The 11,794-nt window shown below is 63.7% G+C and carries 14 protein-coding genes; 8 read left to right on the forward strand and 6 right to left on the reverse strand.

The annotated features are described in order from the left end of the window. From ENZ74_RS08145 to ENZ74_RS08155, 3 genes are all read left to right on the forward strand, one after another. The coding region (locus ENZ74_RS08145; RefSeq protein WP_127312724.1) for a benzoate/H(+) symporter BenE family transporter at positions 1-948 on the forward strand (948 nt) is incomplete at its 5' end. A 117-nt stretch (positions 949-1,065) separates the two neighbouring features. Then, on the forward strand, positions 1,066-1,548 hold the full coding sequence (locus tag ENZ74_RS08150) for a DUF2852 domain-containing protein (protein ID WP_063169787.1): 483 nt from the start codon (positions 1,066-1,068) through the stop codon (positions 1,546-1,548). A 100-nt stretch (positions 1,549-1,648) separates the two neighbouring features. Further along, positions 1,649-2,407 (forward strand): M48 family metallopeptidase, encoded by a 759-nt coding sequence (locus ENZ74_RS08155; RefSeq protein WP_063169786.1) that lies wholly within the window; start codon positions 1,649-1,651, stop codon positions 2,405-2,407. Between the two features lie 5 nt (positions 2,408-2,412). Here the strand turns inward: ENZ74_RS08155 and ENZ74_RS08160 are convergent, their stop codons facing one another. After that, positions 2,413-2,631: a hypothetical protein gene (locus ENZ74_RS08160; protein ID WP_013528317.1), complete on the reverse strand. Its 219-nt coding sequence runs from the start codon at positions 2,629-2,631 to the stop codon at positions 2,413-2,415. Between the two features lie 112 nt (positions 2,632-2,743). Between ENZ74_RS08160 and ENZ74_RS08165 the strand changes: the two genes are divergently transcribed. The 5 genes from ENZ74_RS08165 (at position 2,744) to ENZ74_RS08185 (ending at position 8,059) form a co-directional block, all read left to right on the forward strand. Continuing rightward, positions 2,744-3,403, forward strand: a complete 660-nt coding sequence (locus ENZ74_RS08165; RefSeq protein ID WP_024501981.1) for a phosphoribosylanthranilate isomerase — start codon at positions 2,744-2,746, stop codon at positions 3,401-3,403. A 91-nt stretch (positions 3,404-3,494) separates the two neighbouring features. After that, the gene (trpB, locus tag ENZ74_RS08170; protein ID WP_013528319.1) at positions 3,495-4,745 is read left to right on the forward strand and encodes a tryptophan synthase subunit beta; all 1,251 of its coding nucleotides are present in this window, start codon (positions 3,495-3,497) and stop codon (positions 4,743-4,745) included. Between the two features lie 2 nt (positions 4,746-4,747). Then, positions 4,748-5,587, forward strand: a complete 840-nt coding sequence (gene trpA / locus ENZ74_RS08175) for a tryptophan synthase subunit alpha (protein ID WP_027161022.1) — start codon at positions 4,748-4,750, stop codon at positions 5,585-5,587. A gap of 101 nt (positions 5,588-5,688) precedes the next feature. Then, complete coding sequence (accD, locus tag ENZ74_RS08180; RefSeq protein ID WP_013528321.1) at positions 5,689-6,615, forward strand: acetyl-CoA carboxylase, carboxyltransferase subunit beta; 927 nt, start codon at positions 5,689-5,691, stop codon at positions 6,613-6,615. A gap of 118 nt (positions 6,616-6,733) precedes the next feature. Continuing rightward, positions 6,734-8,059 carry a folylpolyglutamate synthase/dihydrofolate synthase family protein gene (locus ENZ74_RS08185; protein WP_063169785.1) on the forward strand — a complete coding sequence of 442 codons (1,326 nt, stop codon included), beginning with the start codon at positions 6,734-6,736 and terminating at the stop codon, positions 8,057-8,059. 64 nt (positions 8,060-8,123) lie between these two features. Here the strand turns inward: ENZ74_RS08185 and ENZ74_RS08190 are convergent, their stop codons facing one another. From ENZ74_RS08190 to addA, 5 genes are all read right to left on the reverse strand, one after another. Beyond that, complete coding sequence (locus ENZ74_RS08190; protein ID WP_063169784.1) at positions 8,124-8,537, reverse strand: type II toxin-antitoxin system VapC family toxin; 414 nt, start codon at positions 8,535-8,537, stop codon at positions 8,124-8,126. Then, complete coding sequence (locus tag ENZ74_RS08195; protein ID WP_013528324.1) at positions 8,534-8,782, reverse strand: type II toxin-antitoxin system VapB family antitoxin; 249 nt, start codon at positions 8,780-8,782, stop codon at positions 8,534-8,536. The genes ENZ74_RS08190 and ENZ74_RS08195 overlap by 4 nt, the downstream gene beginning before the upstream one ends. Before the next feature lie 108 nt (positions 8,783-8,890). After that, positions 8,891-9,172: a cupin domain-containing protein gene (locus ENZ74_RS08200; RefSeq protein WP_013528325.1), complete on the reverse strand. Its 282-nt coding sequence runs from the start codon at positions 9,170-9,172 to the stop codon at positions 8,891-8,893. A gap of 128 nt (positions 9,173-9,300) precedes the next feature. Continuing rightward, the gene (gene trxA, locus ENZ74_RS08205) at positions 9,301-9,624 is read right to left on the reverse strand and encodes a thioredoxin (protein ID WP_013528326.1); all 324 of its coding nucleotides are present in this window, start codon (positions 9,622-9,624) and stop codon (positions 9,301-9,303) included. Between the two features lie 76 nt (positions 9,625-9,700). Then, a partial coding sequence (gene addA, locus ENZ74_RS08210) for a double-strand break repair helicase AddA (RefSeq protein ID WP_127312725.1) occupies positions 9,701-11,794 on the reverse strand: 2,094 nt, incomplete at its 5' end.

The raw sequence follows: 11,794 nt of genomic DNA on the forward strand, positions 1-11,794 counted from the left end.
ACCGCCTGGTCGACGCCGGGCCTGGCGCTGATCGCGGCATCGAGCGGCTTTTCGATGGGTGAGGCCGTCGCCGCCTTCATCGTCACCGGCGTCCTTCTGATCGCCACCGGGCTGTTTCGGCCCCTGACGAAGCTGATCTCGAGAATACCGCCTTCCGTCGCCTCGGGCATGCTGGCCGGTATCGTCGTCACCTTCGCGCTCAATGCGGTGAAGACCATTCCCATCGACCCGTGGCTGATCCTGCCGCTGATTGCAGCCTTCTTCGTCATCCGCCTGTTCAACCCGGCGCTGTCGGTGCTGGCGGTGCTGATCGGCGGTGGCCTCGCCGCTTTCCTCACCGGCCGTGTCGGCGGCCTGCCGACACCGGAACTGTCGACGCTGACGCTGATTGCGCCTGATTTCACCGCCAAGGCGGTGATCGGGCTGGCACTGCCGCTCTATCTCGTCACCATGGCTTCGCAGAACCTGTCCGGCCTCGCCGTGCTGCGCGCCGCCGGCTACCATCCGGAGCCCGGCCCGCTGATCGGCGTCACCGGCCTGTTTTCGCTGCTGTCGGCGCCGTTCGGCGGCTCGACCACCAATCTGGCGGCGATCTCGGCGGCGATCTGCACCGGGCCGGACGTCCACCCCGACCCCGCCGAGCGCTGGAAGACCGGGCCGTTCTATGCGCTCGCCTATCTCATCTTTGCGATTTTCGGCGCTTCGCTGGTGGCGATCTTCGCGGTGCTGCCACAGAGCCTGATCGTACTGGTGGCGGGCCTGGCGCTGATGGCGTCGCTCGCCAACGCGCTTTCTATCGCGCTGAAGGAAGAGGCGGATCGCATGGCTGCCACCGTCACCTTTGTCGTCACCGCGTCGGGTCTGACGCTGTTCGGCGTTGGCGCCGCATTCTGGGGCCTGATTGCCGGGCTGGTCGTGCTTTTCCTCGATATGATCAAAAAGCGATAAACATTTCAGATGCTTGTCCGGATTTGGCGGACATTGTCTTGAATCGCCGTTTTTCTCTTCCCATTTCGATTCCACGCAGCCGGGTTTGGCTGTCTCCAACCGAAGGAATGGGAGAAAATGAACACATCCGCATTGATCCGTCCGGCCTGGACGCCGGCAACCATCGCGTTGATGGTTGTGGGTTTCATGGTGTTCTGGCCACTCGGCTTCGCCATGCTCGCCTACATCATCTGGGGCGACCGCCTCGATGGCTTCAAGCGTGACGTCAACCGCGCGACCGACGGCATCTTCGCCGGTTGCCGCCGCGGTTCCGACAAGGCCGCGCGCTGGGGCAATGGTTCCGCCCGCACCGGCAACGTCGCTTTCGACGACTGGCGCGAAAAGGAACTTGAGCGGCTGAACGAAGAGCGCCGCAAGCTCGACGAGATGCTGACCCAGTTCGACGAATACGCCCGCGAATTGCGCCGCGCCAAGGACCAGGACGAGTTCGACCGCTTCATGGCCAACCGCAACAAGTCGACGGCGCCGACGAAGACCGATCCGAGCACCGGAACGACGACCACCAAGCGTGGCAAGGGTTCGAACCTGCTTGACGACTGAGATCCGGCGACTGGTCACATCGTGAAAAAACGGCGTCGCGCGAGCGGCGCCGTTTCTTTTTTGTTCTAGTCGTTTTTCTCGAATCGCGTATCGTCCCCCCATGACTCTCGGCTTCTTTCGCAATCTGGCAAAGCCCAAGCCCACGCCTGTCGTGGAGCGCGAATATTGCGTCGCCGGCCGCACGCTGCCGCTCAAGATCGTCGAGAGCGCCAGGGCGCGCCGAATGACGCTGCGTATCGATTCAGGCGGCCAGGGTCTGCGCATCACCGTGCCGCCAGGCCTGCGCCGCGGCGAAGTGGACAGGTTCCTCGAGCGGCATCAGGACTGGCTGGAGCAGCGACTGGCCAAGGTGCCGACGCGGCCGCAGGTGCGGCCCGGCATCAGGATCCCGGTGCGCGGCGTGCCGCACCGCATCGTCCATGAACCGTCAAAGCGCGGCACCGTCACCGTGTCGCGCGACGAACGTGGTCCGCTCTTGATCGTGCATGGCGACCGCATACATCTGCCGCGCCGCCTCGCCGATTTCCTCAAGCGCGAGGCCAAGAAGGAAATCGAGAAGCTGGTGGCCAAGCACACCGAGGCGCTTGGCAAGCGCGCCAAGGCGATCCGCTTCAAGGACACGTCAAGCCGCTGGGGGTCATGCACCTCCGAAGGCAATCTGTCCTTTTCCTGGCGCATCATGATGGCGCCGTCGCCGGTCATCAACTATCTCGTCGCGCATGAAGTGGCGCATCTCAAGGAGATGAACCACGGCCCGAAATTCTGGAAACTGTGCGAAAAGCTCTGCCCCGACACCGATCGCTGCAAGGACTGGCTGAAGCGCAATGGCGGTGCGCTGCAAGCGATCATGTTCGAGTAGATCGCTCAATCGTCGTTGGCGGCGTTCAAGTCTTCGGGCCGCAACCCCTCATCGCCATGATGCGGCCACGGCAGGAAATTGCCGTCGAACTCATCGCCGCCGAAATAGTCGAGCGCGCGGTGCGCCTCGGCGCCATTGAAGGCGGCCTTGTCGATCAGGTGCGCGATGACCTCGCGCGCCTGCGCAATCTTCTGCCTGAGTTCGGCTACGGTTCTGTCGGCCATGATCGTGCTCCCGCCTTGCGTCCTGTCCATCCATAGGTAGCGCCTTTGGCCGTGCCGGCAAACAGCATGCTTTTTCTCGACTCTTATCGCTTTTCATGCCAATTCCCGCGCCATGGCACTCGACATCAAAATCTGCGGCTTGAAGACCGACGCGGCAATGGCCGCGGCGCTGGCCGGCGGCGCCAGCCATGTCGGGTTTATCTTCTTCGCCAAAAGCCCGCGCTATGTCGAACCTGCCGAGGCTGGCCGTCTGCGCGAGGCCGCGCGCGGCAAGGCGATGGCGGTTGCCGTCACCGTCGATGCCGGCGACGCCTTCCTGGATGAAATCGTTGCCAAAATGCAGCCCGACATGCTGCAGCTGCACGGCGCGGAAACGCCCGAGCGCGTCGCCGAGGTCAAAGCCCGCTATGGCCTGCCGGTGATGAAGGCGCTGCCGCTCAGCGAGGCCGCCGATCTCGAACGAATGAAGCCATTCATCGGCATAGCCGACCGGTTCCTGTTCGACGCCAAGCCGCCGAAAGGCTCCGAACTGCCGGGCGGCAATGGTGTTGCCTTCGACTGGCGCATTCTCGCCGGCCTTGACGGCGGCGTCGATTACATGCTTTCCGGTGGGCTCAACGCCGCCAATATCGGCGATGCCCTTCGGCTTGCCAACCCGCCTGGGATCGACATTTCTTCAGGCGTGGAAAGCGCGCCGGGCGTCAAGGATCCGGCGCTGATCGAACAGTTTTTCCGGGCCGTCAGGGCCGCGCGGAACACCCGCGCAGCCTAGTGGTGCCTCAAACCAGAGCATGTCCCGGAAAAGTGGGAACCGGTTTTCCGACAAGGACATGCCTCATAGTCAAGATGCCAGGAGATCGGCGATGAACAAGCCGGCGACACCCAATTCCTTCCGCACCGGGCCCGACGAACAGGGCATGTTCGGCATTTTCGGCGGTCGTTTCGTTGCCGAAACGCTGATGCCGCTGATCCTCGATCTGGAGCGGCACTGGAACGAGGTCAAGAACGATGCGGATTTCAGGGCTGAGCTGACTGACCTGTCGACCCACTATGCCGGACGGCCGTCGAAGCTTTATTTCGCCGAAGGCCTCACGAAGCATCTTCGTGAGGTTTCCTCGGCCAGGGGCCTCGCGGGCGGCGCGAAGGTCTACTTCAAGCGGGAGGATTTGAACCACACCGGTTCGCACAAGATCAACAACTGCCTCGGCCAGATCCTGCTGGCCAAGCGCATGGGCAAGAAGCGCATCATCGCCGAGACCGGCGCCGGCCAGCACGGCGTGGCCTCGGCCACGGTTGCGGCCCGCTTCGGCTTTCCCTGCGTCGTCTACATGGGCGCCACAGACGTTGCCCGGCAAAGCCCGAACGTCTTCCGCATGAAGCTGCTCGGCGCCGAAGTGCGCCCGGTGACCGCCGGCCACGGCACGCTGAAGGACGCCATGAACGAGGCGTTGCGCGACTGGGTCACCAATGTCGAGGACACCTATTACCTGATCGGCACCGCCGCCGGCCCGCATCCCTATCCGGAGCTGGTGCGCGACTTCCAGTCGGTGATCGGCATCGAGGCGCGGGCACAGATCCTCGAGCAGGAAGGCCGGCTGCCCGACACCATCATCGCCGCTGTCGGCGGTGGTTCGAACGCCATCGGCCTGTTCCATCCCTTCCTCGACGACAAGGAGGTCCGCATCATCGGCATCGAAGCCGGCGGTCGCGGTCTCGACGGCATCGAGCATTGCGCCTCGATGAATGCCGGCGCGCCGGGCGTGCTGCATGGCAACCGCACCTATCTCCTGCAGAATTCCGACGGCCAGATCATGGACGGCCATTCGATCTCGGCCGGCCTCGACTATCCCGGCGTTGGGCCGGAGCATTCCTGGCTGCGCGATTCAGGCCGGGTCGAATACGTGCCGATCCTCGATGACGAGGCGCTGGAGGCTTTCAAGCTGACGACGCGCGTCGAAGGCATCATCCCGGCGCTGGAATCGGCGCACGCCATCGCGCATGCGGTGAAGATCGTGCCTGCCATGGACAAGGATCAGATCGTCATCGTCAACCTGTCCGGCCGTGGCGACAAGGACGTGCACACGGTGGCCAGCATGCTGGGCATGGAGATCTGATCATGGCCACCCGCATCGACCGCCGCATGGCGAAGCTCAGGACCGAAGGCCGCCCGGCGCTCGTCACCTATTTCATGGGCGGCGACCCCGACTACGATACCTCTTTGTCGATCATGAAGGCGTTGCCGGGCGCAGGTTCCGATATTATCGAGCTCGGCATGCCGTTCTCCGATCCGATGGCCGACGGCCCGGCGATCCAGGCGGCGGGCTTGCGGGCGCTGAAAGGCGGCCAGACGCTGGCCAAGACGCTGAAGATGGCGGCCGACTTCCGCGCTGGCGACAATGAAACGCCGATCGTGCTGATGGGCTACTACAATCCGATCTACATCTATGGCGTCGACCGCTTCCTCAAGGACGCGATCGCCAGCGGCATCGACGGGCTGATCGTCGTCGACCTGCCCCCGGAGATGGATGAGGAACTGTGCATTCCGGCATTGAAAGCCGGCATCAACTTCATCCGGCTGGCGACGCCGACCACCGACGACAAACGCCTGCCCAAGGTGCTGCAGAACACGTCGGGCTTCGTCTATTACGTGTCGATGACCGGCATCACCGGCTCGGCACTGGCCGACACCGGCAAGGTGGCGGCGGCGGTCAAGCGCATCAAGGGCCACACCGACCTGCCGGTCTGCGTCGGCTTCGGCGTCAAGACCGCCGAGCAGGCCCGGGTGATCGGCGCCAATGCCGACGGCGTCGTCGTCGGCACCGCGATCGTCAATGCGGTGGCCAATGTGCTGGGGCCGAAGGGCGAGAAGACCGCCGATCCGGCCGAGGCCGTCGCCACGCTGGTCAGCGGCCTAGCGCAAGGCGTGCGCTCGGCCCGCCTTGCTGCTGCCGAATAGTTTCCCTACGTCAGGTCTTGTGCATGCCGTTATCCCAGAACCGGTTCCCACTTTTGGGCGACATGCATTAGCAACTCTTCGTCAGGACAGGAGCCGAAGCGATGAACTGGATCACCAATTACGTTCGCCCGAAGATCAATTCGATGCTCGGCCGGCGCACCGACATGCCCGAGAATCTCTGGATCAAGGATCCGGAGACCGGCGAGATGGTGTTCCACAAGGACCTGGAATCGAACCAGTTCGTCATTCCCTCGTCCGGTCATCACATGAAGATCTCGGCCAAGGAGCGGCTGAAATTCTTCTTCGATGGCGGCAAATACGAGACCCTGGACAACCCCAAGGTCATGCAGGATCCGCTGAAATTCCGCGACGAGAAGCGCTATGTCGACCGGTTGAAGGACGCCAAGGCCAAGACCGGCCTTGAGGACGCGATCATCAATGCGCTGGGCACCGTCGAGGGTCTTCCGGTTGTGGTCACGGTGCAGGACTTCGCCTTCATGGGCGGTTCGCTCGGCATGGCCGCCGGCGACGCCATCGTGCACGGTTTCGAAGTGGCCCTGCAGCGCAAGCGGCCGCTGATCCTGTTTGCTGCTTCCGGCGGCGCCCGCATGCAGGAAGGTATTTTGTCCCTGATGCAATTGCCTCGGACAACGGTCGGTGTCGACCGGCTGAAGGAAGCCGGCCTGCCCTACATCGTCGTTTTGACCAACCCGACCACGGGCGGCGTGACCGCCTCCTACGCCATGCTGGGCGACGTGCACATCGCCGAGCCCGGCGCGCTGATCGGCTTTGCCGGACCGCGCGTCATCGAACAGACGATCCGCGAGAAACTGCCCGATGGCTTCCAGCGCTCCGAATATCTGATGGAGCACGGCATGGTCGACATGGTCGTATCCAGGCTGGAAATGCGTGAAACGATCGCGCGCCTGCTCAAGATGCTGCTCAAGCTGCCGGAAGAGCAAAAAACGCTGGAGCCGGAAATCCTGCCGCCGGCGGTGGTTGCCGCGGAAGCTCGGCCGCAAGCCTGAAGCGACACGAAGCGCCGCGACCGCGATTGCACGAGGGCTTCGGCGCGCTGTAGCCTTTGATTGCCATGGCCATCCGAAACCGATTCTGGTTTTCAGGCTCATGCGCTAGGATTCCACCATGACGACGCTTGCCGCCGACCGCGAAATCGAAGCCCTGATGGCGCTTCATCCGAAAGGCTTCGACCTTTCGCTCGACCGCATTTCGCGGCTGCTGGAGCGGCTTGACAATCCGCAGGACCGGCTGCCCCCGGTCATCCACATCGCCGGCACCAACGGCAAAGGTTCGTGCGCAGCCTTTTCACGCGCCCTGCTCGAGGCTGCGGACTACCGCGTCCATGTCCACACCTCGCCGCATCTGGTCAACTGGCATGAGCGTTACCGGCTGGCCGCCGATGGCGGCGGCAGGCTGGTCGAGGACAGGGTTTTCGCCGATGCCATTGCCCGTGCCGCCAGGGCCAATGAAGGCGAGAAGATCACCGTCTTCGAGATCCTCACCGCCGTCACCTTCCTGTTGTTTTCCGAACACCAGGCCGACGCTGCGATCATCGAAGTCGGGCTCGGCGGCCGCTTCGACGCGACCAATGTCATCAAGGAGCCGGCCGTGTCGGTGATCATGCCGGTGTCGCTCGACCACGAGGCCTATCTCGGCGACCGTGTCGAACTGATCGCAGCCGAAAAGGCCGGCATCATCAAGCCCGGCTGTCCGGTGGTCATCGGCGCGCAGGAAAGCGAGACGGCTCTGCAGGTGCTGATCGAAACCGCCGAGCGGCTTGAATGCCCCACCTTCGTCTACGGCCAGGACTTCCTTGCCTTCGAGGAAAACGGCCGCATGGTCTACCAGGACGAAGACGGCTTGATGGACCTGCCGCCGCCCAGGCTGCCCGGCCGCCACCAGTTCGCCAATGCGGCGGCGGCGATCGCCGCGGTCAAAGCGGCCGGTTTCGAGATCAGCCATCGCGCCGCCGAAAAGGCGATGATCAATGTCGCCTGGCCCGGCCGCATGCAGAAGCTCGTGCAGGGCCGGCTGGCCGAACTGGCACCCAAGGGCGCCGATATCTGGCTCGACGGCGGCCACAATCCCGGTGCCGGCGTGGTGGTTGCCGAAGCGCTGGCCGAGCAGGAAGAGAAGAACCCGCGTCCGCTGTTCCTCATCTCGGGCATGATCAACACCAAGGACCAGAGCGGCTATTTCCGTGCCTTCAAGGGCCTCGCCCGGCATGTCTACACGGTGCCGGTGAGCCTCAGCGAGGCCGGCGTGCCGAACGACGAACTGGCGATCCGCGCAACGGAAGCCGGGCTGACCGCCGAGCCGGTGAGTTCCGTCGCCAGCGCGCTGATGCTGCTGCGCGACACCTGGGACGGCCCGTCGCCACGCATCCTGATCAGCGGTTCGTTGTATCTGACCGGAGCGGTGCTGGCCGAGAACGGCACCCCGCCGACCTGAAGCAGGCGACTATTCATGCCTTGGGTGGCTGCGGCGGCTGAGGCCGAACCTTGGCTTTCGACCTTCAGAAATCCCACGGTGAGATCAGATCAAGGCTGGTGGTGCCAAAGTCGCTGAGATTGCGCGTTGCCAGCCGGCCACCGTTCACGCGCGCTATCGCCGCAATCATGCCATCGGGGGCTGACATGCCGGCACCTTGGCGTGTCGCGGCACCCATGATCTCGCCGTAAGCCAAGGCAGCATCTTCAGTCAGTCCAAAAATCCGGCCGGCAAATCGATGGCGCCACCGGGAAAGTCCCTGCTCCAGCCGATCGGCACGCTCATCAGGCCGTATTTTTTGGATGCCGAAGGCGATTTCAGCAATCGTCACTGTGGGAAGGGCCAGTTCAGCGTCATTGCGGACAAGCCATGCCAGGACAGCTTGGTCCGGCGCCTTCTTCAGACTCTCCGAAATCACGTTGGTATCGACGAAAATCAAAGCTCAAGTCCCGAATGAACCTGGCGGCCTTCGCGAATGATCTTTTCCAGATCGATGTCGGCGCCATGGTTTGCAGTCAAGCTGGCATAGAAGGTGGAAGCAGGTTCACGGCCAGCTTCACGAATTTCGTAGGATTCGAGCGCACGTTCGACCACATCGGCTATCGAACGATTTTCACGACGAGCAAGTCTATGAGCCAGGTCGCGTGCTTTTGCGCTTCGGACTGAGAGTTGTGGTTCGGCCATTTCGAACTCCCTTTTAGAACGGATATAGGCCGATCCACTGCTGCCATCAAGGTGGCAGTTGATGGCGTGCCATCACGCGGTGGATTTCCAGCGCATTGATAGGCGACGTTACTTCAGCTCTATCTCGATAAAGGCGTATTCGCCTTCATTGGCGTTGATGACGTCGTGCTCTACGCCCTCCTTGCGGAAATAGGGCGCGCCCTTCTTCATCTCGGCAAAGGATTCGCCGTCCTTGGTCAACAGCTTCACCTTGCCGTCCATCAGCGGCACGACGACATAGTCGTGGCCGTGGCGATGCCAGCCGGTGTTCTCGCCCGGCGCGAAGCGGTATTCGGTGACGATGACACGCTCGTTGTCGATGAAGACGGTGGCCTTGGCGGATCCGGTCATGGGGTTCTCCTGTCTGCCTCGAGCAGATGACATGGAGTGCCCGGACGCGAGGGCCAGAGCCACGCACCGATGACGCCAACAAAAAGCCCGGCGCGAGGCCGGGCTTGATATCAGGAATTTCAGATGGGTCAGGCGAGGTTGCCATTGATCCAGTGCGACAGCGCGGTCTTCGGCGCGGCACCGACCTTCATGTCGGCCATTTCGCCGCCCTTGAAGATCATCAGCGTCGGGATCGAGCGCACGCCGAACTGGGCGGCAAGCTCCGGATTCTCGTCGATGTTGAGCTTGGCGATCTTGACCTTGGCGCCAAGTTCGGTGGCGATATCTTCGAGCGCCGGCGCAATCATCTTGCAGGGACCGCACCATTCCGCCCAGAAATCGACGACGACCGGTACGTTGGCGTCAAGCACGTCAGCCTGGAAGTTGCTCTTGTCGACCTTCACGGTTGCCATATGGAAAAATCCTTTTGAAAGTTTTTGTCCCACCAAATGTGGTGGTGATCGCGCCCTTCTTCAAGCAGGTGTTGTGTCACGCTCCCGTGAGTCGAGCAAGGGCGTCGTCCAAGGCGCTGGCAGGCAGTTCGATCAGCCGCGGCGCCTCGGTGAACAGCAAGGCCGCCTTGACCGTGCGGCCGGGATAGAGCGGCTGCAACAGCGCGCGGTAGAGCGCCAACTGCAGGACATAGGCCGGCGGCACCTCGGCCAGACTGGCGGGCGCCGGCCGGTTGGTCTTGTAGTCGACAATCGATACCGTGTCCGGCGTTACCGCCAGCCGGTCGATCTTGCCGGAAATCGAGCGCTTCTTGCCCTTGACCTCCAGGCTGCCCATGATCGCAACCTCGGCACGCGACGATGGCGCAAACAGCTGACCGAAGCCGGGATCGGCAAGGATCGATGTGACCGACGCCAGGGCCTTTTCACGCTCTGATGGCGGCCAGTCCGCACCGGTTCGCAAGAGATAGCGTTCTGCCGCTCCCGCACGTTCGGGCTCGGCAATACCGGGCAGCATCTGCAGCAGTTTGTGGAGGGCGAGCCCACGCAGCACGGCAAAGCCGGGCTCGGCGTCGGCGTCGAGCACCGGCGACGCCTTGTCGACAACGGCTTGCTTGCCTTCGTCGATCAGCGCCGAGGCGCCCGATGGCGACAACGGACGCGGCAGATCCTCGAAGGGCAGCAAGGGCCGGAACAGCGTCGCCGGCAAAGGCGCGAAAGCGTCGGCCTGCCGTAGCTGATCGGCGGAACTTGGCGCGACGGGGGGCAGCTTGGTGACATGGAAACGGTGCACCGGCTCGCCGCCGGCGGGATGCGCACGCTGCTCGCTCTCCGACGCGCCGATCAGCGCGCGGCTGACGATCGAGTGCCAGGTGCCGGCGTTCGGCGCCCGCTTGCCATGATAGCCGCAGACGATCAGCCGGTCCTCGGCACGGGTCATGCCGACATAGAGCAGCCGGCGGTATTCGTCGTCGGCGAGTTCCCGTGCCCTTGAGGCCGCCGCTTTCGAAAAACCGTTGGCGACCTCGCTGGCCGAGCGCCAGAGATAGCCCTTGCCGTCCCAGTTCGCGCCGGAGCCATCGAAGGGCATCAGGCGCGGCAAATGCTGGTCGCTGAACGGCGCGGAACCGCCATCGACCAGGAACACGACGGGCGCTTCCAAGCCCTTGGCGGCGTGCACGGTCATGACCCGGACCTCGTCGCGGGTCTGGTCCATCTCGCGCTTGATCTCGGGACCGGCGTTTTCCAGTGTCGACAGGAAGGCTTCCAGCCCCGGCAGGCCGGTTCGCTCCTCGGCAAGGCAGAAGCTGAGGAACTCGTCGAGAATATCGCCAGCTTCGGGCCCGAGCCGCGCGATCATCTTGCGGCGCACGCCATCGCGCGCCAGCAGGGCGGCGTAGAATTCGAACACTGGCTTAAACGCGGCTTCGTTCGTCCAGATGTCGACCTGGGCGACGATCTTCGCCAGTCTCTCGCTTTCGCCGGCGTGCTGTCGCAGCGATGCGATCAATGACAGGCCGGCCGGCCTCTGCGCGGCGAGCGTGAAAAGCGCCTCTTCCGGCAGATCGAAGATCGGGCTGCGCAACACGGCGGCAAGCGACAAATCGTCCTGCGGCTGGATGAGGAGGTGACCGAGCGCGATCAGGTCCTTGACCGCGATGTGCCCGGGCAGGCTCAACCGGTCGGCGCCGGCAACCGGAATGTCGCGGCGTTTGAGTGCGCGGGTCAGGGCATGGACGAAGCGATCGCGCTTGCGCACCAGCACCAGCACATCGCCCGGCCGCAGCCGCTTGCCGCGGCCTTCGATGATTTCGCCACTGCCGATCCAGCCGGCGATGGTGGCGGCGACGTTCTCGGCCACGCGCACCGCCGGCGCGTGGGCATGGTCGATGGCTTGCGTCCAGTCGTCGGGCTCATCGACAACATCGGCGCCGACCGACGGCCACACCTCGACATAGCCCGGCGCGTCGGTGCGGATCGCCTGGTGGCGAAGCGGATCGGGATCATGACTGATGCCGCGCCGCACGGCTGGATCGGCGAAGACGCGGTCGACCGCGGTCAGAACATCGTCGGTCGAGCGGAACGACCAGGTCAGCTTGAGGTCGGCGAAGGACGCCTCGGCGTCACGCAC

The sequence above is a fragment of the Mesorhizobium sp. M7A.F.Ca.CA.002.15.2.1 genome (assembly GCF_003998715.1).
Lineage (GTDB): Bacteria > Pseudomonadota > Alphaproteobacteria > Rhizobiales > Rhizobiaceae > Mesorhizobium > Mesorhizobium ciceri.

Bases quoted from the DNA above. Each gene is read 5' to 3' on its own strand.
- ENZ74_RS08150 (WP_063169787.1), top strand. From the start codon at position 1,066: ATGAACACATCCGCATTGATCCGTCCGGCCTGGACGCCGGCAACCATC.
- ENZ74_RS08155 (WP_063169786.1), top strand. From the start codon at position 1,649: ATGACTCTCGGCTTCTTTCGCAATCTGGCAAAGCCCAAGCCCACGCCT.
- ENZ74_RS08160 (WP_013528317.1), bottom strand. From the start codon at position 2,631: ATGGCCGACAGAACCGTAGCCGAACTCAGGCAGAAGATTGCGCAGGCG.
- ENZ74_RS08165 (WP_024501981.1), top strand. From the start codon at position 2,744: ATGGCACTCGACATCAAAATCTGCGGCTTGAAGACCGACGCGGCAATG.
- trpB (WP_013528319.1), top strand. From the start codon at position 3,495: ATGAACAAGCCGGCGACACCCAATTCCTTCCGCACCGGGCCCGACGAA.
- trpA (WP_027161022.1), top strand. From the start codon at position 4,748: ATGGCCACCCGCATCGACCGCCGCATGGCGAAGCTCAGGACCGAAGGC.
- accD (WP_013528321.1), top strand. From the start codon at position 5,689: ATGAACTGGATCACCAATTACGTTCGCCCGAAGATCAATTCGATGCTC.
- ENZ74_RS08185 (WP_063169785.1), top strand. From the start codon at position 6,734: ATGACGACGCTTGCCGCCGACCGCGAAATCGAAGCCCTGATGGCGCTT.
- ENZ74_RS08195 (WP_013528324.1), bottom strand. From the start codon at position 8,782: ATGGCCGAACCACAACTCTCAGTCCGAAGCGCAAAAGCACGCGACCTG.
- ENZ74_RS08200 (WP_013528325.1), bottom strand. From the start codon at position 9,172: ATGACCGGATCCGCCAAGGCCACCGTCTTCATCGACAACGAGCGTGTC.
- trxA (WP_013528326.1), bottom strand. From the start codon at position 9,624: ATGGCAACCGTGAAGGTCGACAAGAGCAACTTCCAGGCTGACGTGCTT.